This window comes from Pseudomonas sp. GW821-FHT02B10, from assembly GCF_059421865.1.
Genome location: NZ_JBWKVU010000002.1, coordinates 461,392 through 481,071 on the forward strand (window position 1 = coordinate 461,392; position 19,680 = coordinate 481,071).

Annotated in this window: 18 protein-coding genes; 13 read left to right on the top strand and 5 right to left on the bottom strand. The window is 62.6% G+C overall.

Going from position 1 to position 19,680, the window contains the following annotated elements; translation table 11 throughout:
* Nucleotides 1–45 precede the first annotated feature (45 nt).
* From AC07VU_RS05985 to AC07VU_RS06010, 6 genes are all read left to right on the top strand, one after another.
* On the top strand, nucleotides 46–1,410 hold the full coding sequence (locus AC07VU_RS05985) for an aspartate aminotransferase family protein (RefSeq protein WP_087092489.1): 1,365 nt from the start codon (nucleotides 46–48) through the stop codon (nucleotides 1,408–1,410).
* A gap of 186 nt (nucleotides 1,411–1,596) precedes the next feature.
* On the top strand, nucleotides 1,597–2,691 hold the full coding sequence (locus tag AC07VU_RS05990; RefSeq protein ID WP_053263034.1) for a polyamine ABC transporter substrate-binding protein: 1,095 nt from the start codon (nucleotides 1,597–1,599) through the stop codon (nucleotides 2,689–2,691).
* A gap of 186 nt (nucleotides 2,692–2,877) precedes the next feature.
* On the top strand, nucleotides 2,878–3,972 hold the full coding sequence (locus tag AC07VU_RS05995; protein ID WP_495029610.1) for a polyamine ABC transporter substrate-binding protein: 1,095 nt from the start codon (nucleotides 2,878–2,880) through the stop codon (nucleotides 3,970–3,972).
* Between the two features lie 71 nt (nucleotides 3,973–4,043).
* The gene (locus tag AC07VU_RS06000; RefSeq protein WP_007928322.1) at nucleotides 4,044–5,186 is read left to right on the top strand and encodes an ABC transporter ATP-binding protein; all 1,143 of its coding nucleotides are present in this window, start codon (nucleotides 4,044–4,046) and stop codon (nucleotides 5,184–5,186) included.
* Nucleotides 5,187–5,221: 35 nt separating this feature from the next.
* A complete protein-coding gene (locus AC07VU_RS06005) occupies nucleotides 5,222–6,103 on the top strand; it encodes an ABC transporter permease subunit (protein WP_169916015.1) in 882 nt (293 codons plus the stop codon).
* Nucleotides 6,100–6,990 carry an ABC transporter permease subunit gene (locus AC07VU_RS06010; RefSeq protein ID WP_009046085.1) on the top strand — a complete coding sequence of 297 codons (891 nt, stop codon included), beginning with the start codon at nucleotides 6,100–6,102 and terminating at the stop codon, nucleotides 6,988–6,990. Before AC07VU_RS06005 ends, AC07VU_RS06010 begins: the two co-directional genes overlap by 4 nt.
* Nucleotides 6,991–7,143: 153 nt before the next feature.
* On the opposite strand, the gene AC07VU_RS06015 is transcribed toward AC07VU_RS06010, so the two are convergent.
* Both AC07VU_RS06015 and AC07VU_RS06020 read right to left on the bottom strand, forming a co-directional pair.
* On the bottom strand, nucleotides 7,144–9,555 hold the full coding sequence (locus tag AC07VU_RS06015) for a penicillin acylase family protein (RefSeq protein ID WP_495029611.1): 2,412 nt from the start codon (nucleotides 9,553–9,555) through the stop codon (nucleotides 7,144–7,146).
* Between the two features lie 106 nt (nucleotides 9,556–9,661).
* Nucleotides 9,662–10,240, bottom strand: coding sequence for a DUF6436 domain-containing protein (locus tag AC07VU_RS06020; protein WP_495029612.1), 579 nt, complete (start codon nucleotides 10,238–10,240; stop codon nucleotides 9,662–9,664).
* Between the two features lie 109 nt (nucleotides 10,241–10,349).
* Here AC07VU_RS06020 and bipL point away from each other — a divergent pair, with 109 nt between their 5' ends.
* Nucleotides 10,350–11,273 carry a phospholipase BipL gene (gene bipL, locus AC07VU_RS06025; RefSeq protein WP_274304958.1) on the top strand — a complete coding sequence of 308 codons (924 nt, stop codon included), beginning with the start codon at nucleotides 10,350–10,352 and terminating at the stop codon, nucleotides 11,271–11,273.
* Between the two features lie 123 nt (nucleotides 11,274–11,396).
* On the opposite strand, the gene AC07VU_RS06030 is transcribed toward bipL, so the two are convergent.
* Nucleotides 11,397–12,149 carry a DUF2059 domain-containing protein gene (locus AC07VU_RS06030; protein ID WP_016702898.1) on the bottom strand — a complete coding sequence of 251 codons (753 nt, stop codon included), beginning with the start codon at nucleotides 12,147–12,149 and terminating at the stop codon, nucleotides 11,397–11,399.
* Between the two features lie 171 nt (nucleotides 12,150–12,320).
* Here AC07VU_RS06030 and AC07VU_RS06035 point away from each other — a divergent pair, with 171 nt between their 5' ends.
* Nucleotides 12,321–12,953, top strand: a complete 633-nt coding sequence (locus tag AC07VU_RS06035) for a 2OG-Fe(II) oxygenase (protein ID WP_009051368.1) — start codon at nucleotides 12,321–12,323, stop codon at nucleotides 12,951–12,953.
* 2 nt (nucleotides 12,954–12,955) lie between these two features.
* Nucleotides 12,956–13,438 (top strand): 2-thiouracil desulfurase family protein, encoded by a 483-nt coding sequence (locus AC07VU_RS06040; RefSeq protein ID WP_124353013.1) that lies wholly within the window; start codon nucleotides 12,956–12,958, stop codon nucleotides 13,436–13,438.
* Between the two features lie 94 nt (nucleotides 13,439–13,532).
* Here the strand turns inward: AC07VU_RS06040 and AC07VU_RS06045 are convergent, their stop codons facing one another.
* Nucleotides 13,533–14,306, bottom strand: a complete 774-nt coding sequence (locus tag AC07VU_RS06045) for a transporter substrate-binding domain-containing protein (RefSeq protein ID WP_053263027.1) — start codon at nucleotides 14,304–14,306, stop codon at nucleotides 13,533–13,535.
* 133 nt (nucleotides 14,307–14,439) lie between these two features.
* Between AC07VU_RS06045 and AC07VU_RS06050 the strand changes: the two genes are divergently transcribed.
* The gene (locus AC07VU_RS06050) at nucleotides 14,440–14,874 is read left to right on the top strand and encodes a DUF4399 domain-containing protein (protein WP_495029613.1); all 435 of its coding nucleotides are present in this window, start codon (nucleotides 14,440–14,442) and stop codon (nucleotides 14,872–14,874) included.
* Nucleotides 14,875–14,963: 89 nt separating this feature from the next.
* Here AC07VU_RS06050 and serA read toward each other — a convergent pair whose 3' ends face one another.
* A complete protein-coding gene (serA, locus tag AC07VU_RS06055; protein WP_007932850.1) occupies nucleotides 14,964–16,193 on the bottom strand; it encodes a phosphoglycerate dehydrogenase in 1,230 nt (409 codons plus the stop codon).
* Nucleotides 16,194–16,397: 204 nt separating this feature from the next.
* Here serA and AC07VU_RS06060 point away from each other — a divergent pair, with 204 nt between their 5' ends.
* From AC07VU_RS06060 to AC07VU_RS06070, 3 genes are all read left to right on the top strand, one after another.
* A complete protein-coding gene (locus AC07VU_RS06060) occupies nucleotides 16,398–17,792 on the top strand; it encodes an FAD-binding oxidoreductase (protein ID WP_092419328.1) in 1,395 nt (464 codons plus the stop codon).
* A gap of 55 nt (nucleotides 17,793–17,847) precedes the next feature.
* Nucleotides 17,848–18,513 carry a fumarylacetoacetate hydrolase family protein gene (locus AC07VU_RS06065; RefSeq protein WP_053263025.1) on the top strand — a complete coding sequence of 222 codons (666 nt, stop codon included), beginning with the start codon at nucleotides 17,848–17,850 and terminating at the stop codon, nucleotides 18,511–18,513.
* Nucleotides 18,514–18,700: 187 nt separating this feature from the next.
* Entirely contained in the window at nucleotides 18,701–19,630 is a 930-nt protein-coding gene (locus tag AC07VU_RS06070) for an SdiA-regulated domain-containing protein (protein ID WP_274304955.1), read from the top strand.
* Nucleotides 19,631–19,680: the final 50 nt, after the last annotated feature.

Genomic DNA, 19,680 nt, shown 5'->3' on the forward strand with positions numbered 1-19,680 from the left:
CGCCGTCACTGGCGGCGCCCTCACCGGAAAATCAGGAGAGTTCCAATGACCAGCAACAACCCGCAAACCCGTGAGTGGCAAACCCTCAGCAGCGAGCACCACCTGGCCCCGTTCAGCGACTTCAAGCAATTGAAGGAGAAGGGCCCGCGGATCATCACCAACGCCGAGGGCGTTTATCTCTGGGACAGCGAGGGCAACAAGATCCTCGACGGCATGGCCGGGCTGTGGTGCGTGGCCATCGGTTATGGCCGCGAAGAACTGGCCGACGCCGCCAGCAAGCAGATGCGCGAGCTGCCGTACTACAACCTGTTCTTCCAGACCGCCCACCCGCCGGCGCTGGAACTGGCCAAGGCCATCTCCGATGTGGCCCCCAAGGGCATGAACCATGTGTTTTTCACCGGCTCGGGCTCCGAAGGCAACGACACCATGCTGCGCATGGTTCGCCACTACTGGGCGATCAAGGGCCAGCCGAAGAAGAAAACCATCATCAGCCGCGTCAACGGCTATCACGGCTCCACCGTGGCCGGCGCGAGCCTGGGCGGCATGACCTATATGCACGAACAGGGCGACTTGCCGATCCCGGGCATCGTGCATATCCCGCAGCCTTACTGGTTCGGCGAAGGCGGCGACATGACCCCGGACGAGTTCGGGATCTGGGCGGCCAACCAGCTGGAAGAGAAGATTCTCGAAGTCGGCGTCGATAACGTCGGTGCCTTCATCGCCGAGCCGATCCAGGGCGCGGGCGGCGTAATCGTGCCGCCAGAAAGCTACTGGCCGCGGATCAAGGAAATCCTCGCCAAGTACGACATCCTGTTCGTCGCCGACGAGGTGATCTGTGGGTTCGGGCGGACCGGTGAGTGGTTCGGTAGCGATTTCTACGACCTCAAGCCGGACATGATGACCATCGCCAAGGGCCTGACCTCCGGCTACATCCCCATGGGTGGCCTGATCGTGCGCGACGAAGTGGTGGCGGTGCTCAACGAGGGCGGCGATTTCAACCACGGTTTCACCTATTCCGGGCACCCGGTGGCCGCCGCCGTGGCCCTGGAAAACATCCGCATCATGCGCGACGAAAAAATTATCGAGCGCGTCAAGGCAGAAACGGCACCGTATTTGCAGAAACGCCTGCGGGAACTGAACGATCACCCGCTGGTGGGTGAGGTTCGCGGAGTCGGCCTGTTGGGCGCCATCGAGCTGGTTCAGGACAAGGCCACCCGTGCGCGGTATGTCGGAAGAGGCGTCGGCATGATCTGCCGGCAGTTCTGCTTCGACAATGGCCTGATCATGCGCGCCGTGGGCGACACCATGATCATCGCTCCGCCCCTGGTGATCACCAAGGAGGAGATCGATGAGTTGGTGAGCAAGGCCCGCAAGTGCCTGGACCTGACCTTGAGTGCGTTACAGGGCTAAGTGCTAGGCTCTGAGCGGAGTACCCCGCGGTACTTCGCTCGGGGCGGCCATAAAGGATGGGGTCTTCTGTTGAAAGCCCGCCTTGGAACTTGCCAGACTACCGCCTGTTTTTAGTTGCCTGGCAACCGGTCGCTGAACACAAGGTTAAAAAGAATAATTGGAGCATGACGCATGAAGGCAATAGGTATGAAGAAAGCTGGCAAGACCCTCCTCGCCATGTCCCTGATGGGCGCGATGGCGGCAGTGGCCCAGGCAGACGACAAAGTGCTGCACGTTTACAACTGGTCCGACTACATCGCACCTGACACCATCGCGAACTTCGAGAAAGAGTCCGGGATCAAGGTGGTCTACGACGTTTTCGATAGCAACGAGACCCTGGAAGCGAAACTGCTGGCAGGCAAGTCCGGTTACGACGTGGTCGTGCCGTCGAACAACTTCCTGGCCAAACAGATCAAGGCCGGTGTTTATCAGGAGCTGGACGTCTCCAAGTTGCCCAACTGGAAAAACCTGAACCAGGATCTGCTCAAGGCGGTTTCGGTCAGTGACCCGGGCAACAAGCACGCTTTCCCATACATGTGGGGTTCCATCGGCATCGGCTACAACCCGGAGAAGGTCAAGGCTGCGCTGGGCGTCGACAAGATCGATTCCTGGGACACCCTGCTCAAGCCCGAGAACATCGCCAAGCTCAAGGGCTGCGGCGTGAGCTTCCTCGACTCGCCAACCGAAATGATCCCGGTCGCCCTGCATTACCTGGGCCTGCCGACCGACAGCCAGAAGAAAGACGACATCAAGAAAGCCGAAGAGCTGTTCCTCAAGATCCGTCCTTCGATCACCTACTTCCACTCCTCCAAGTACATCTCGGACCTGGCCAACGGCAACATCTGCGTAGCGGTCGGTTACTCGGGTGACGTGCAGCAGGCCAAGTCCCGCGCCGCCGAAGCCGGCGACAAGGTAAAAGTCAGCTACGTCATTCCGAAAGAAGGCGCCGGCACCTTCTACGACATGGTCGCTATCCCCAAGGATGCGGAAAACGTCGAGGGCGCCTACAAGTTCATGACCTTCCTGCAGAAGCCTGAAGTCATGGCCGGCATCACCAACGCCGTGCGTTTCCCGAACGGCAACGCCGCCGCAACGGCACTGGTAGAAAAAGACATCACCAGCGATCCGGGCATCTACCCGCCAGCCGACGTGCAGGCCAAGCTGTATGCGATCGCCGATCTGCCGGCCGCCACCCAGCGTGAGTTGACCCGCAGCTGGACCAAGATCAAATCCGGCAAATAAACCGGTTTGAGGCAGCAACCGCTGGCTGTCGTCCCCGCGAGGGCGGTCAGCGGTGCAATTAAATGACAGAAAGTTTTGCTGGATCGGTTTATCGAAGGTAAGTTGCGCGCCGGTTTTGTTGCCGGGCAGCTCTTGGCTGTCATGTAGTGCGGGCAACTCAGGCCCAATTGTTGAGAGGACCTCCACTTGCCTATTTCTTTATTTTGCAAAGCCATGCTGGTGGGCGCCGGGCTGACGCTGGCCGTCAGCGCTTATGCCGCGCCGACCGTGCATATTTATAACTGGTCTGACTATATCGGTCAGAGCACATTGGCGGACTTCGAAAAGGCCACCGGCATCAAGCCGCTGTACGACGTGTTCGATTCCAACGAAACCCTGGAAGGCAAGTTGCTCGCCGGTCGTACCGGTTATGACGTGGTCGTGCCGTCCAACCACTTCCTGGGCAAGCAGATCAAGGCCGGGGCGTTCCAGAAGCTCGACAAGGCGCAGTTGCCCAACTATTCCAATCTCGATCCGGTGCTGCTCAAGCGCCTGGAAAAGAACGACCCGGGCAACCAGTACGCCGTGCCTTACCTGTGGGGCACCAACGGCATCGGCTACAACGTCGAGAAGGTCAAGGCCGCGCTGGGCGTGGACAAGATCGACTCCTGGGCCATGCTGTTCGAGCCGGAAAACATCAAGAAACTGTCGAGCTGCGGCGTGGCTTTCCTCGACTCCGCCGATGAAATGCTCCCGGCGGTGCTCAACTACATGGGCCTGGACCCCAACAGCCAGAACCCCGATGACTACAAGAAGGCCGAAGCCAAGTTGCTGGCGGTGCGGCCTTACGTGACCTACTTCAACTCCTCGAAATACATCTCCGACCTGGCCAATGGCGAAATCTGCGTGGCCGCGGGCTTCTCCGGCGATGTGTTCCAGGCCAAGGCGCGCGCCGCCGAAGCCGGCAAGGGCATCGAAATCGCCTATGTGATTCCCAAGGAAGGCGGCAACCTCTGGTTCGACATGCTGGCCATTCCCAAGGACGCCGGTAACGTCAAGCAGGCCCATGCCTTCATCAATTACCTGCTCAAGCCTGAGGTGATCGCCCAGGTCAGCGATTCCGTCGGTTATGCCAACCCGAACCCCAAGGCGGGCGAGCTGATGGACCAGTCGGTCCGCAAGGACGAAGCCGTTTACCCGGCGCAGGAGATTGTCGACAAGCTGTACGTCAACTCAGAGTTGCCGCCCAAGATCCAACGACTCATGACCCGCAGCTGGACCAAGGTCAAGTCGGGCAAATAGCGTCAATCGCTCAAACTATCCAGAGTTCGCCCGCATGGGGTGAACTGCAAATTCTGTTGGGAGTTTCGTAAATGGCAGTTGCCTCCGGCGCCTACAAGAAAGCCCTCGAGGGCGACCAGACACCGAAGCAGGTGTTGGTCAAGATCGACCGGGTCACGAAGAAGTTCGACGAGACGATTGCCGTGGACGACGTGTCCCTGGAAATCAAGAAAGGCGAGATCTTCGCCCTGCTCGGCGGTTCTGGCTCGGGTAAGTCCACCCTGCTGCGGATGCTCGCGGGGTTCGAACGGCCCACGGAGGGGCGCATCTACCTGGACGGTGTGGACATCACCGACATGCCGCCCTACGAGCGGCCGATCAACATGATGTTCCAGTCCTACGCCTTGTTTCCGCACATGACCGTGGCGCAGAACATCGCCTTCGGCCTGCAGCAGGATAAGATTCCCAAGGCCGAGATCGATGCCCGCGTGGCCGAGATGCTCAAGCTGGTGCAGATGAGCCAGTACGCCAAGCGCAAGCCGCATCAACTCTCTGGCGGCCAGCGCCAGCGCGTGGCCCTGGCCCGCTCCCTGGCCAAGCGACCGAAACTGCTGCTGCTCGACGAACCGATGGGCGCCCTGGATAAAAAGCTGCGCTCGCAGATGCAACTGGAGCTGGTGGAGATCATCGAGCGCGTCGGCGTGACCTGCGTGATGGTGACCCACGACCAGGAAGAAGCCATGACCATGGCCGAGCGTATCGCGATCATGCACCTGGGCTGGATCGCCCAGATCGGCAGCCCGATCGACATCTATGAGACCCCGACCAGCCGCCTGGTCTGCGAATTCATCGGCAACGTCAACATCTTCGAAGGTGAAGTGATCGACGACGCCGAAGGCCACGCCACCATCACCTGCAAGGACCTGGACCGCAACATCTACGTGGGCCACGGCATCAGCACCTCGGTGCAGGACAAGTCGGTGACCTACGCCATCCGCCCGGAAAAACTCCTGGTGACCCCGGACATGCCGACCTGCGAATACAACTGGTCGAGCGGCAAGGTGCACGACATCGCCTACCTGGGCGGCCACTCGGTGTTCTACGTCGAGCTGCCGAGCGGCAAGCTGGTGCAGTCGTTCGTGGCCAACGCCGAGCGTCGCGGCGCGCGTCCGACCTGGGGTGACCAGGTGTACGTCTGGTGGGAAGACGACAGCGGCGTGGTACTGCGCTCATGAACATGCGAAAGCTCAAGCGCCGCCTCAATCGAATAATTCCCGGTGGCCGTCAAATGGTCATCGGGGTTCCGTTCCTCTGGCTGTTCCTGTTCTTCATGCTGCCGTTCTTCATCGTCCTGAAGATCAGCTTCGCCGAAGCGGACGTAGCCATTCCGCCGTACACCGAGATCTACAGCTTTATCGACCAGAAGCTGCAGGTGCTGCTCAACCTGGGCAACTACGCGATGCTCGGCGACGACGAGCTGTATATCGCCGCCTACCTCGGCTCGTTGAAGATGGCGTTCTTCAGCACCCTGCTGTGCCTGTTGATCGGCTACCCGATGGCCTATGCCATCGCCAGCGCCCGCAAAGAGCTGCAGACCGTGCTGGTGCTGCTGATCATGATGCCGACCTGGACCGCGATCCTGATCCGCGTCTATGCCTGGATGGGCATCCTCAGCAACAACGGCCTGCTCAACGGCTTCCTGATGAGCATGGGCTTGATCGACGAGCCGCTGCAGATCCTCAACACCAACCTGGCGGTGTATATCGGCGTGGTCTATTCGTACCTGCCGTTCATGATCCTGCCGCTCTACGCCAACCTGGTGAAGCACGATACCAGCCTGCTGGAAGCCGCCTCGGACCTGGGTTCGAGCACTTTCAACAGCTTCTGGAAAATCACCGTGCCGCTGTCGAAGAACGGCATCATCGCCGGCTGCATGCTGGTGTTCATCCCGGTGGTGGGCGAGTTCGTGATCCCGGAGCTGCTCGGCGGTCCAGAAACCCTGATGATCGGTAAAGTGCTCTGGCAAGAGTTCTTCAATAACCGTGACTGGCCGGTGGCTTCGGCCCTGGCAGTGGTGATGCTGGCGATCCTGATTGTGCCGATCATCCTCTTCAACCGCAGTCAGGCCAAAGAAATGGAGGGCAAGGAATGAAGCGCTTCAGTTTCTCGAACCTGATGCTGGTGGTGGGTCTGGTGTTCATCTACCTGCCGATGCTGATCCTGGTGATCTACTCGTTCAACGCCTCCAAGCTGGTGACGGTCTGGGGCGGCTGGTCGGTGAAGTGGTACGTCGGCCTGCTGGACAACTCGCAACTGATGGGCTCGGTGGTGCGCTCCCTGGAGATCGCCTGCTACACCGCGATCGCCGCGGTGGCCCTGGGCACCCTGGCGGCCTTCGTCCTGACCCGTATCACCCACTTCAAGGGCCGCACGCTGTTCGGCGGCCTGGTCACCGCGCCGCTGGTGATGCCGGAAGTGATCACTGGCCTGTCGCTGTTGCTGCTGTTCGTGGCCATGGCGCAGATGATCGGCTGGCCGCAGGAGCGTGGCATCGTCACCATCTGGATCGCTCACACCACGTTCTGCGCGGCCTATGTGGCGGTGGTGGTGTCGGCGCGTCTGCGCGAGCTGGACTTGTCCATCGAAGAGGCGGCCATGGACCTGGGTGCGCGGCCGTGGAAGGTGTTCTTCCTGATCACCATCCCGATGATCGCCCCGTCGCTGGCGGCCGGCGGCATGATGTCCTTCGCCCTGTCCCTGGACGACTTGGTGCTGGCGAGCTTCGTCTCCGGCCCGGGTTCCACCACCTTGCCGATGGAAGTGTTCTCGGCGGTGCGTCTCGGGGTGAAACCGGAGATCAACGCGGTGGCCAGCCTGATCCTGCTGGCGGTGTCGCTGGTGACCTTCCTGGTCTGGTACTTCAGCCGCCAGGCCGAAGAGCGGCGCAAGCGCGCCATCCAGCAAGCCATCGAAGAGGCCGCGGCCGATTCCTGGAAGCAGCCGGACGTGCGCCGCGCACAGGCCCCGGAAGCGGCCTGATACGCGACAGCCGCAAGGCGTTGACCGCAACAAGACATCGCCCCTGTTCAGGGGCGATGTCGTTTTCGGGGGGGGCCCCGGCCTTGAGTGCCGCGTCGACTGGATCGCCAGCCAAGCTGGCTGCTGCGGGTCAGGCGTCGTTCATCACGGGGGTTACTGCGCCGTCCGCGCCGGCAACAGCTTCAGGGTGCTGTGGGTATTGGCCGTGACCTCTTCTTCGTTGAAGTGCGCCTGTTGGTACACCCCTTCGATATAGGCCTCGGCCTGATCCTGATAGTGCTTGTCGAACAGCACGCCGCTTTGCCCGACCGGGTTGATGCTCAGGCTGTGGGCCGGATCGGCGAAGTCGATCAGGCGCCGGGTGGACGGACCATAGGTCACCGGCCAGGGCGCGGGGCCGATCTTGGCCGATTGATTGTTCGGCACTTCGTGGGTGCCCGGCGCGGCGAACGGGCCGACGTTGAACACCCGGTCCAGGGGCTTCTGCAGGCCCAGCGGATGGCCGTGGGTCAGGGTATGCGCCTGGCCCCACAGCCATTTTGTCGAGTCGTCGCCAAAGGTCGCCTTGAGATGAGCGAGGCTGGCGCGCCAGGCGACCCTGACGGTGTCGGCGCGGCTTTCCTGGCCCAGGGTGTTGCGGTTGTCCCACCACGGCGAGTCGGCGGAGGCGGCGAGGCGTGGCAGCGCGGCGTCGATCACCCGGGTGGACAGCAGGGTGTCGAAGAAGGCGTCGCCCAGCTCGTCATGGAAAGCGGCATCGGTGAGGTTGAACAGGAACTGGTTGAACAGGGTGGCGCTGGTGGAGTCCAGCGGGTAGTCGCCTTTCCACTGCGCCAGTTGCTCCACCAGCTTGAGCTCCTGCGGGTCGCTCACTACTTCGCGCAGGACTGGCAGCAGCGGCGCCAGCAGGCGCGGGCCATAGGCGGTGGTGGTGCCCAGCTGGAGTTTCTGGCTGGCGTCGATATCCCATTTCACGCTCTTGTCGCTGAGCTGGCGGTCCAGTTGCTGGCCACGGTCGGCGAGGTTGTAGTAGCCGGGAATCTCCATGCCGGTGGGTGAGACCGGCTGGAAGTTGGCCGAAACGATATAGCCGCGCGCCGGGTTTTCTTCCTGGGGGTTGGCGCTGAACGGGTAGAAGCCCTCTTTGTCCGCCAGCGAAGTGCTGCCGTCGAGGATGAACGTGCCCTTGGCTCCGATCGGGCGTTTCGGCAGCAGTGCCGCGGCCCACCAGCCGATGTCGCCCTTGGCGTTGGCCCAGACGATGTTCAAGCCCGGCGCCTGGACCTTGGACGCGGCACTGCGGGCCTTGGCCAGGGTGTCGGCGCGGTTGAGCTGGTAGAAGCCGTCGAGGATCGGGTTCGGCGTTTCGAGGAAGGCCCACCACATGGCGATTGGCGTCTTGCCGGCATTGGCCCCGAGCACGTCGTTGACGATCGGCCCGTGGGGCGACTGGCGCAGGATCTGGGTGACCGGCGGCTGGCCCTTCACCGCGATCTGCTGCTCGCTGTTGACCAGGTCGACCCACTTGCCGCGGTACCAGACCTGGTTGGCGTTGTTCGGGTTGACCTTCTCGGCGATCAGGTCCAGATCGTCGTTCTGGAACATGGTCAGGCTCCAGCCGAAGTCCAGGTTGTGGCCGAGAAAGGCGAAGGGCACCAGCGCCTGGTGATGACCGTAGAGTTCGAAGCCCGGTGCCGACAGCTGGGCCTCGTACCACACCGACGGCACCGCGAAGCGGATGTGCGGGTCGCCGGCCAGCAACGGTTTGCCGCTCTTGGTGCGGGTGCCCGACACCGCCCAGGCGTTGCTGCCCTCGAATTGCGGCAGGCCGGCGTCGGCCAGGGCCTGCTCGCTCAGCCGGGCGATGGCGCCCAGGTCCTGCCAGTCGCTGGTGGCCAGGCTTGGCGCCAGCAGGCCACGGCCCTTGACCAGGGCGCCCTTGGGCTGCCAGTCGAGGTCGAAGACTTTCAGGTAGTCGCTGCCGAGCTGGTCGCGCACGTAGGTCAGCAGCGGTTCGGTGCGGAAGGCCGCGGCGAAGCTGTAGGCCATGTAGCCGGCGACGCTGATGCTGTCTTCGGCGGTGAAGGAACGCTTGGGAATGCCGAGGACATCAAACTCGATCGGTTGCGGATGGCTGTTCTGATACTGGTTGACCCCGTCCAGGTAGGCTTGCAGGCCCTTCCAGGCAGGGGACTGGCGATCCAGCCCGGCGACGTAGCTGTCGGCGCGCTCGCGGATGCGCAGGCTGCGGAACAGTTTGTCGGTGTCGAGCAGTTTGGGGCCGAGTATCTCGGCCAGCTCGCCGCGGGCCAGGCGCCGCATGACTTCCATCTGGAACAGCCGGTCCTGGGCGTGGACATAACCCAGCGCGCGGTACAGGTCGGTTTCGTTTTCCGCGCGGATATGCGGCACGCCGCGCTCGTCGTAGCGCACCGTGACCGAGCCCTGCAGGCGCTCCAGCTCGACCTGGCCCTGGCGCGACGGCTGCTTGCTGTACAGGTACCAGCCCCCTCCCGCGGCAAGGGTGAGGATCAGGACGACGAGTACGGTCAGGCTGCGTTTCATGGCGACTCCTTGTTCTTTCTGCGATTTGCCTGCCGTGGGGAAGGCAAACATTTAGCACAGGCCTTCTGTGCCGGGCATCCGTTGTCTGCGAAAAGTCAGGAATGCCTTAATCCGTCTGTTTCGGCCATGGACAATAACAGCCCACCGCCAAGGTGTGGGTGGCGCTGACCGCGCGGCCTTCGTGCAGGGCCTGGAGGATAGGTTCGATAAAGCTGTTGCTGGAATTGCAGGTCAGGCCTTCGCTGTAGGGGCCGAAATAGGCCAGGGTGCCATTGCGGTCCCAGATCGCCACGGCCGGGCTGGCGGGGATCTGCTCCGAGCCGGGCAAGCCGTCGAGGATTTTCAGGCGGCTCAGGGTGGCGGGCAACTGGCTGTGGCTGCCGGCCTTCTGTACTGAGTAGAACTCCACGCCCTGCGGGCCGTAGTGTTCGATCAGCTCAGCCAGGTGCTGCTGGTTGCCGACATTGCACGGGCAGGCCGGGTCCCAGAAATGCACCAGGCGGATGGCGCCTTTGCCGGCCAGACCGGGCGGCAGTTGCAGCGGGTCGCCGGAAAACACCGCGGTGTGTTCGCTGAAGGTGCGCAGAAAACGTCCCTGGAACCAGTCGTAGGCGACCCACAGCACCCCGGCGCACAGGAGGGCGAGCAGGCTGGCAAGCAGGGTCGTGCGGTAGGGCAGACGCATACGGATCATTCCTCGAAGGTCGCGTAGCTTGCCATGCTTGCCCCGACAGATGAATATCGCAGGCCGATAAAGCCTGTTTCGCGTTCCGCGCCACCCTGGGAAACCCCTTATGCCTGCGACCTTCGACCCCGACCTTCTGCGCGCCAGCCTGCGGCCCCTGGCCGAGGCGCAGCCGCTCTCGGCCCAGGCGCAGGCCTATCAGCGTTTCTATGGGCTGGATCTGCCGGTCAAGCGTGGGCTGGGGCGTTTCGCGGTCGGCGGTTTTGAGGTGGTCGGCCAGGTCTGGTGGCCCGAGCAGCCGGTGGCGACCTTGTTTCTGTTGCACGGTTTCTACGATCACATGGGCTTGTACCGGCATGTGATCGAGTGGGCGCTGCAGCGGCAGTGGGTGGTGATTGCCTGCGACCTGCCGGGTCATGGCCTGTCCAGCGGCGAGCGCGCCAGCATCGATGATTTCGCGGTGTACCAGGCGGTGCTGCAAGGCCTGTTCGACGAAGCCCGGTCCCTCGATCTGCCCCAGCCCTGGCACCTGTGCGGGCAAAGCACGGGCGGGGCGATCGTGATCGATCACTTGCTCAACCAGGGCACGCGGAGCCCGGCCCAGGGCCAGGTGATCCTGCTCTCGCCGCTGGTGCGCCCGCGTGCCTGGGGCTGGTCGAAGCTCAGCTATTACATGCTCCGGCCTTTCGTCAAAGGCATCGCCCGGCGCTTCAGCGAGAACTCCACCGACCCCGATTTCCTGCCGTTCCTGCAGCGCGACCCGTTGCAACCCCTGCGCCTGCCGACTGCCTGGGTCGGCGCGCTGGCGCAGTGGATCAAGCGCATCGAGCTGGCCCCGCGCAGCAGCCGGCAGCCGCTGATCGTTCAGGGGCAGGCGGACATGACAGTGGATTGGCAGCACAACCTGCAGGTGATCCGGCAGAAGTTCCAGCAGCCGCAGGTGCTGATGCTGCCCGAGGCGCGGCATCACCTGGCGAACGAGGCGGCGCGCATTCGCCAGGAATACTTCGCCTTCCTGAACCAGCATCTTTGAAGGTATTCACGCGCCTGTAGCCGCTGCCGAAGGCTGCGATCGACCGGCACGGTCGCGCCGATCTTGCGACCACTGAGGTCCTACGGACCTATCGCAGCCTGCGGCAGCGGCTACAAGAGGTGTTTAGGGCGCAAGGCTCGAAGTGCTCTGGCCGACGGCCAGCCCGGCGCGGATCGCGGCGAGGGCGGCCTGGTAGTAGGCCTTGCCTTCGGCGGACTCGGCGAAGTTGGCGAACTCTTCCAGCTCGGGGTCGGACAGGTCGCGATAGACGTACAGCAGGGTGTTGTTCAGGTCGTTGCCGATCTGCGCCATCAGCCGCTGGCGCTGGCCGTTGAGCATGTTCTGCGCCTGGCCGGCCCCCAGCAGGCCGGGGATCATCTGGCTCAGGCTGTCGGCAGCCACCCCGGCGATCGCCAGGCTGACTTCCGCGCCGGCTTCACGGGCCGGCAGCGCCTGGGCCAGGTGGCCGATAATCAATTGACGGGTATCGCTGGCCTGCATCTTCGGCAGGCCTTGGGCATTCTTCGCCAGTTGGTCGCGGCGGGTCGCCAGCAGTTCGGCGGCAACGATCTTGCGCCCCAGCGGCGACTGGAAAAACGCCAGGGCCGGTTTCGGGTCGGCGAGATTCTGCCGCAGCTGCGCCTGGGCGCGGCGATCCATGGCCTGCGGCGCGAAGCGCTGGTTGCTGTTATTGACCAGGGCCTGATAGACCGCTGGCGGCAGGCTATTCTGGTAACGCTGCTGGGCGGCGGTAAGAGCATCGTTGAAATGCGCGCGTTGTTCCGGCCAGCCGGCGACCTTGTACAACTGGTCGTGGCCGTCTGCCCAGGCGGGCAACACACAGAACATCAATAGTGAAAAAAGCAAACGGCGCATAAGGACTCCTGTCGGCAGCCCACTATTCTCCGGGGCGAGGCGATGGTTGTCGAGAATTCGTATCAGGTTCAGTACGCAAACTGTCCGATCGAACGACGAACAGAGGCGGCGCCAGGCTGCTTGGTCAGAATTCTCTCGCGGATCTGTCGGATTCATCTGGGTGTGGATACTATGCGCGCCATGCAAATACCCTCTGATCACCCCCTGCTGTTACGCATTGTCGATGACCTGGCCACCCGTGGCTGGTCGCAGCAGAACATCTTCCTGCCAGAAGCCCTGACCCTGGAGCTGGCGGCCGAGTGCCGTAAGCGCGCGGCCGAAGGCGAGCTGGCGCCGGCGGCGGTTGGCCGTGGTCCGGCGCAGGAGATTCGCGAGGGGATCCGTGGCGATCATATCCAGTGGCTCGAGCCCGGCCAGGCCGACTGCTGCGATACCTACCTGGGGTTGATGGACAGCCTGCGCGAGGCGCTGAACCGCGGGCTGTTCCTCGGCCTGGAAGACTTCGAAAGCCATTTCGCCCTGTACCCGCCAGGGGCGTTCTACCTCAAGCACGTCGACCGTTTCCGCGACGATGACCGGCGCATGGTCTCGGCGGTGATCTACCTCAACCAGGACTGGCTGCCGGAGCAGGGCGGCCAACTGCGCATGTACTTCGATGGCGAGAGCGAATACGACGTGGATCCCGCCGGCGGCCGGCTGGTGGTGTTCCTCTCCGGCGAGGTGCCCCACGAAGTCCTGCCCGCGACCCGGGAGCGCCTGTCCTTGACAGGCTGGTTCCGCCGTCGTGGCAACGAGCCGTTCTGATCATGCACAAGATCCTGGTCAGCCGCTGCCTGTTGGGCCACCGCGTGCGTTACGACGGGGCGGCCAGCGGGCCGTTCGATCAATTGGCGCGCTGGCAGGCCGAGGGCCGGGTGGTTGCGCTGTGCCCGGAAGTCGCCGGCGGCTTGCCGACGCCACGGGCGGCCGCGGAAATACCCGGCGGGCAGGGCGGTGAAGTGCTCGATGGCCTGGCGCGGGTCATCACCACCGAGGGCGAGGATGTCAGCGCCGAGTTCCTCAGCGGCGCCCGGCAGGCGCTGGAGCTGGTACGCGAACACGGGATCCGCATCGCCGTGCTCAAGGCCAACAGCCCGTCCTGCGGCAATCTGCTGACCTATGACGGCAGCTTCAGCGGGGTCAAGGTCAGCGGCGAGGGCGTCACCGCCGCCTTGCTCAAGCGCGCCGGGGTGCAAGTGTTCAGCGAGCTGGAACTGGCCGAGGCCGCCGCGGCCCTGGCGGCGCTCTAGCCCCTGTAGCCGCTGCCGCAGGCTGCGAAAGGTCCGCAGGACCTCGGCGATATCAAGTTTTCCGCGGCTGCAGCCTGCGGCAGCGACTACAACATCAAGGCTTGGGCGGCTTGCTCGCATCCATGCCGAACCATTTTTCCGACAACGCCATCAGCCGGCCATCGGCCTTGATGCGCTGCAGCGCGCCGTCGAGGCTCGCCTGGAACGCCGGGTTACCTTTCTGGAACGGGATCGCCAGGCTCAGGGTCGGCCCGACCTTGGCGCCTTCCTTCACCGGCAAGCGGCTGTCGCGAATGGCGTAGGGGATCAGCAGGCGGTCGCTGATGGCCGCGTCGAGCTGCTTGTCGGCCACATCCTTGATGGGTTGCTGGGCGTTCGGGTAGCTGCGCAGGTCGATGCCTTCAACGGTGCGTGCCTGCTCGGCGAACTGGCTGCCCTGGGCCACACCGAGGGCCTGCCCCTGGAGCGCCTGCAGGCTGCCCAACGCGCGCGCTTCTTCCTTGCGTACGATCAATTGTGCACTGGAATAACTGTAAGGCTCGCTGAAGTCGAAACGATCCTTGAGTTCCGGGGTCATTGCTACGTGATTGATGGCGATGTCGTAGCGGCCGCTTTCGACGCCAGGTAGCAGGTCGGCAGCGTCGGCGACCACGAAGTCCGCCCGCACATCCAGTTCCCGGGCGAGCAGTTGGCCCAGCTCGACTTCGAAACCGGTGAGTTTGCCGTCGTCCTTGAAGTTGAAGGGCGGGGTATTGGCCTCCAGCGCGATACGCAGTTCCCCGCGATCGTTCACATCGTCGATCAGTTCGGCTTGAGCGTAAGTGCTCACAAGAGGTAGCAAAAGTATCAGGCCAGGCAGGAAACGCATGGTCACTCCTTGAATTTATATGTGCGATGCGCTGTTCAGGCTCGCTTTGCTATGGTGTTGATTGCCCTTCGACAACGATATGCCACGAAGTTGTCATAACCGTACCGATTTTGCGGAAAAACTGGAGAATAGAATGAAAACCTTTATATCTCGTGCTGCATTGGCCGGCCTGATGCTGGGGGCTTCGATGCTGGCTTCTGCGGATATGCCTCGCACCAAGGCGCCGGAAGGCGCTTCTGTATTTATCGTCACCCCGGTCAATGGCGATACCGTGGCCAAGACCTTCAAGGTCAAGTTCGGCGTCAGCGACATCTCCCTGGCGCCCGCCGGCGACCAGACTCCGCACACCGGGCACCACCACCTGCTGGTCGACGTCGACAAGCTGCCAGCGGAAAACATGCCGATCCCGGCCGACGCCCAGCACATCCACTTCGGCAAGGCCCAGACCGAAACCGAGCTGACCCTGGCCCCGGGCAGGCACACCCTGCAGCTGGAGCTGGGCGACAAGAACCACGTGCCGTTCGACCCGCCAATCGTTTCGGAAAAGATCACCATCACCGTCAAGTAAGCGCGGACGGTAAAAACTGCCTGTAAACGAAACTGCCTGTAAATAAAAAGGGAGGCCCCAGGGCCTCCCTTTTTATTGCCAGCGAGTGCTTAGAACAGCACGCGGCTGCGGATGGTGCCGTTGACGTGTTGCAGCTTCTCCTGCGCCAGCTCCGAGTATTCGGCGTCGACGTCGATCACCACGTAGCCAACCTTCTCGTTGGTCTGCAGGAACTGACCGGAGATGTTGATGCCGTTTTCGGCGAAGACCTTGTTGATCTCGCTCATCACACCCGGGATGTTCTCGTGGATGTGCAGCAGGCGGTGCTTGCCAGGGTGAGCCGGCAGGGCCACTTCCGGGAAGTTCACGGACGATACCGAAGTACCGTTGTCGCTGTACTTGACCAGCTTCTCTGCCACTTCCAGGCCGATGTTGGCCTGGGCTTCGGCGGTCGAGCCGCCGATGTGCGGGGTCAGGATCACGTTGTCCAGGCCGCGCAGCGGGCTTTCGAACTCTTCGTCGTTGGAGCGTGGCTCCACCGGGAACACGTCGATGGCGGCGCCGATCAGGTGCTTGTCCTTGATCGCTGCGGCCAGGTGGTCCAGCTCGACCACGGTGCCGCGGGCGGCGTTGATCAGGATGCCGCCTTTCTTGATGGCGCGGATTTCCTTCTCGCCGATCATCCACTGGGTGGCAGCGGTTTCCGGAACGTGCAGGGTGACGATGTCGGACATGCCCAGCAGCTCGTGCAGGTTGCCGACCTGAGTGGCGTTACCCAGTGGCAGCTTGGTCACGGTGTCGTAGAAGAACACCTGCATGCCCAGGCCTTCGGCCAGGACCGACAGTTGGGTGCCGATCGAGCCGTAGCCGACGATGCCCAGCTTCTTGCCACGGATCTCGAAGGAGTTGGCCGCGCTCTTGATCCAGCCGCCACGGTGGCAGGAGGCGTTCTTCTCCGGGATACCGCGCAGCAGCAGGATCGCTTCGGCCAGCACCAATTCGGCTACGGAACGGGTGTTGGAGTACGGTGCGTTGAACACCGCGATACCGCGCTCGCGAGCCGCGTCGAGGTCGACCTGGTTGGTGCCGATGCAGAAGCAGCCAACAGCGACGAGCTTCTTCGCGTGATCGAAGATTTCTTCAGTCAGTTGGGTGCGGGAGCGAATGCCGATGAAGTGCGCATCGGCGATCTTTTCCTTCAGCTGGGCTTCCGGCAGAGAACCGGTGAGGTACTCGATACTGGTGTAGCCCGCGGCCTTGAGGACGTCGACAGCCGATTGGTGGACGCCTTCGAGAAGAAGGAACTTGATCTTGCTCTTATCGAGAGAAGTCTTGCTCATCTGCGTAAACCTGTGTCCCGGAGAAAAATGGCAGGAAATGGTCAACAGATGCTGACCCGGACGGCAGGAAAGCCGTCGCCGCAGAACGCCCTTCGGCACTATTCTGCGGGGGGTCGTATGCTAGCATACGGACCCCGCGAAACACTCGTTCCTGCGACGTGAAGCGTTCTCAGGATGACCATGAATTGTTCGAGAGTTCTGTCGATGACCAATCCTGCGCTGATTGATGAGCTGAAGACCCTGGTCGAGGCTGGCAAGGTCCTGACCGATGCCGACTCCCTGAATGCTTACGGCAAGGATTGGACCAAACACTTCGCCCCGGCGCCGAGCGCCATCGTCTTTCCCAAGACCATCGAGCAGGTCCAGGCCATCGTGCGCTGGGCCAACCGGCACCAGGTCGCGCTGGTGCCGTCCGGCGGCCGTACCGGCCTGTCGGCTGCCGCGGTGGCGGCCAATGGCGAAGTGGTGGTGTCTTTCGACTACATGAACCAGATCCTCGACCTGAACCTGACCGACCGCACCGCGGTCTGCCAGCCGGGCGTGGTGACCGAGCAGTTGCAGAACCGCGCCGAAGAAAGTGGCCTGTATTACCCGGTGGACTTCGCTTCCGCCGGTTCCAGCCAGATTGGCGGCAATATCAGCACCAATGCCGGCGGGATCAAGGTGATTCGCTACGGCATGACCCGCAACTGGGTGGCTGGCCTGAAAGTGGTCACCGGCAAGGGCGACCTGCTGGAGTTGAACAAGGACCTGGTCAAGAACGCCACCGGCTACGACCTGCGCCAGCTGTTCATCGGCGCCGAGGGCACCCTGGGCTTCGTGGTCGAGGCCACCATGCGCCTGGAACGCGCGCCGAACAACCTCACGGCGATGGTGCTCGGTACGCCGGATTTCGACTCGATCATGCCGGTGCTGCATGCCTTCCAGGGCAAGCTCGACCTGACCGCCTTCGAATTTTTCTCCGACAAGGCCCTGGCCAAGATCCTCGGCCGCGGCGACGTCCCGGCGCCGTTCGAGACCGACTGCCCGTTCTATGTGCTGCTGGAGTTCGAAGCCAGCAACGAGGACGTGGCCAACGACGCCCTGGCCACCTTCGAGCATTGCGTGGAGCAGGGCTGGGTGCTGGACGGCGTGATGAGCCAGAGCGAGCAGCAACTGCAGAACCTGTGGAAATTGCGCGAGTACATCTCCGAGACCATCTCGCACTGGACCCCGTACAAGAACGACATTTCGGTCACGGTGTCGAAGGTGCCGGCTTTCCTGAAGGATATTGACGCGATCGTCGCGCAAAACTACCCGGACTTCGAAGTGGTCTGGTATGGCCACATCGGCGACGGCAACCTGCACCTGAACATCCTCAAGCCGGACGACCTGAGCAAGGACGAGTTCTTCGCCAAGTGCGCCACCGTCAACAAGTGGGTGTTCGAAACCGTCGAGAAGTACAACGGCTCGATTTCCGCCGAGCACGGGGTGGGCATGACCAAGCGCGATTACCTGACCTACAGCCGTTCGCCGGTGGAAATCGACTACATGAAGGCGGTCAAGGCGGTGTTCGACCCGAACGGCATCATGAACCCGGGCAAGATTTTCGCTGTTTGACCTAAGGGTCACTCAAGCAGCGGTACCTGATGAACCAAACGAGCAGGAGTCGGTAATGAGCTATCAGCACCAGTATGTCGACGGTACCCGTATTCATTTCCCGGTCGGCAAGATCGTGTGCATCGGGCGCAACTATGCCGAGCACGCCAAGGAACTGGACAATCCGGTGCCGAGCGAGCCGCTGCTGTTTATCAAGCCGGGCAGTTGCGTGGTGCCGCTGGAAGGCGGTTTTGCCATCCCCACCGAGCGTGGCTCCGTGCATTACGAGGCGGAAATCGCGGTATTGATCGGCAAGCCACTGTCGACGCAGCCCAGCCGCGAAGAAGTGCTGGATGCCATCTCCGGTTTCGCCCCGGCCCTGGACCTGACCCTGCGCGACAAGCAGGCCGAGCTCAAGGCCAAGGGCCTGCCCTGGGAAATCTCCAAGTGCTTCGACGGCGCCTGCGTGCTGGCGCCCTTTGTGGTCGGCAGTACGTTCCCGGACCTGACCGACATCAATATTCGCCTGACCATCAACGGCGAGGTCCGTCAGGACGGCAACAGCAGCATCATGCTCAACCCGATCGTACCGATGATCCAGTACATGGCCGGCTGTTTCTCCCTGCAGGCGGGCGACGTGATCCTGACCGGTACGCCGGTGGGCGTCGGTCCGCTGAACGTGGGCGACGAGCTGGTGCTGGAGCTGCCGGGCGTCAGCCGCTTCGAGAGTCGCGTTAGCTGATCCAGTGGTTTTCGACGCGAGGCCCGCCTGCAATGGGCGGACCTCTTCAGCGAAAGTACCGGCGCTGGGGCATTTCCGACCTTTTGCCGTTTTTTTCACATCCGTTCTGGATAATTTTCCGATTACAGACGTCTGAGTCTGCCCCGATGTGCTATTACCCATAGCTGGTTTTCTGGAACGCGCTCCCATGTCCGTGCCTCACACCCCCGAGCTTCACACTGTTCGCCGCCGCGGATTGTTCGCCATGCGCTGGTATTCCTGGCTGTTGCTGGCGGGCATCGTGAGCTATGGCATCGCGATCGCCATGCACTGGGACGACCGTGGCTTGCTCTGGGTGCTGGAGCGTTTCGAAACCCCGGCCGAGCGTCAGGAAAGTGTCTGGCTGCCGGATTACCGCGCGGTGATCGACGCCAAGGTACTGCCGGGCATGGAGAAGGACGAGGCCTCCGACCTGGCCTACAACCCGCAGACCAAGACCCTGTTTGCGGTGATGGGCAAGAACCCGTTCCTGGTCGAGTTGAACCTGCAGGGCGATGTGCTGCGCAAGATGCCGCTGGTGGGCTGGAGCAACCCGGAAGGGGTGACGGTCATGGGGAACAGCCTGCTGGGGATTGTCGACGAGCGCGATCACCTGCTGACCATCGTCAAGGTGGATGCCAATACCCGCGAGCTGAATATTTCCGACTTCCCGAAATACGACTTGGGGCCTTCGCAGGACCAGAACAAGGCATTCGAGGCCGTGGCCTGGGATGCGCGTAAGCAGCAGTTGCTGCTGGGCGAGGAGCGTCCGCCGGCACTGTTCACCTGGAACAGCGACGGCAGCCAGACCCTCAAGGGGGACAAGCAGAAACTGGAAAGCGATGAGCTGGACCTGCGCAACCTGTCCGCCCTGAGCATCGACCCTCGCACCGGTCATACCCTGGTGCTGTCCGCCGATTCGCACATGTTGCTGGAGCTGGACGAAACCGGCGAGCAAGTCAGCTTCATGACCTTGCTGGGCGGTTTCAATGGCCTCAAAGACACCATTCCGCGGGCCGAGGGCGTGGCCATGGATGAGCAGGGCAACCTGTACATGGTCAGCGAACCCAATCTGTTCTATCGCTTTGAGAAGCACTGATTCAGAGGTTTCTGGCGGCAAAAGGCCATAATCCGGCATACGCCCGCTGC

Coding starts and splice junctions, on each gene's coding strand:
- AC07VU_RS05985 (WP_087092489.1), top strand. CDS start 46: ATGACCAGCAACAACCCGCAAACCCGTGAGTGGCAAACCCTCAGCAGC.
- AC07VU_RS05990 (WP_053263034.1), top strand. CDS start 1,597: ATGAAGAAAGCTGGCAAGACCCTCCTCGCCATGTCCCTGATGGGCGCG.
- AC07VU_RS06000 (WP_007928322.1), top strand. CDS start 4,044: ATGGCAGTTGCCTCCGGCGCCTACAAGAAAGCCCTCGAGGGCGACCAG.
- AC07VU_RS06010 (WP_009046085.1), top strand. CDS start 6,100: ATGAAGCGCTTCAGTTTCTCGAACCTGATGCTGGTGGTGGGTCTGGTG.
- AC07VU_RS06015 (WP_495029611.1), bottom strand. CDS start 9,555: ATGAAACGCAGCCTGACCGTACTCGTCGTCCTGATCCTCACCCTTGCC.
- AC07VU_RS06020 (WP_495029612.1), bottom strand. CDS start 10,240: ATGCGTCTGCCCTACCGCACGACCCTGCTTGCCAGCCTGCTCGCCCTC.
- bipL (WP_274304958.1), top strand. CDS start 10,350: ATGCCTGCGACCTTCGACCCCGACCTTCTGCGCGCCAGCCTGCGGCCC.
- AC07VU_RS06030 (WP_016702898.1), bottom strand. CDS start 12,149: ATGCGCCGTTTGCTTTTTTCACTATTGATGTTCTGTGTGTTGCCCGCC.
- AC07VU_RS06035 (WP_009051368.1), top strand. CDS start 12,321: ATGCGCGCCATGCAAATACCCTCTGATCACCCCCTGCTGTTACGCATT.
- AC07VU_RS06040 (WP_124353013.1), top strand. CDS start 12,956: ATGCACAAGATCCTGGTCAGCCGCTGCCTGTTGGGCCACCGCGTGCGT.
- AC07VU_RS06045 (WP_053263027.1), bottom strand. CDS start 14,306: ATGCGTTTCCTGCCTGGCCTGATACTTTTGCTACCTCTTGTGAGCACT.
- AC07VU_RS06050 (WP_495029613.1), top strand. CDS start 14,440: ATGAAAACCTTTATATCTCGTGCTGCATTGGCCGGCCTGATGCTGGGG.
- serA (WP_007932850.1), bottom strand. CDS start 16,193: ATGAGCAAGACTTCTCTCGATAAGAGCAAGATCAAGTTCCTTCTTCTC.
- AC07VU_RS06060 (WP_092419328.1), top strand. CDS start 16,398: ATGACCAATCCTGCGCTGATTGATGAGCTGAAGACCCTGGTCGAGGCT.
- AC07VU_RS06065 (WP_053263025.1), top strand. CDS start 17,848: ATGAGCTATCAGCACCAGTATGTCGACGGTACCCGTATTCATTTCCCG.
- AC07VU_RS06070 (WP_274304955.1), top strand. CDS start 18,701: ATGTCCGTGCCTCACACCCCCGAGCTTCACACTGTTCGCCGCCGCGGA.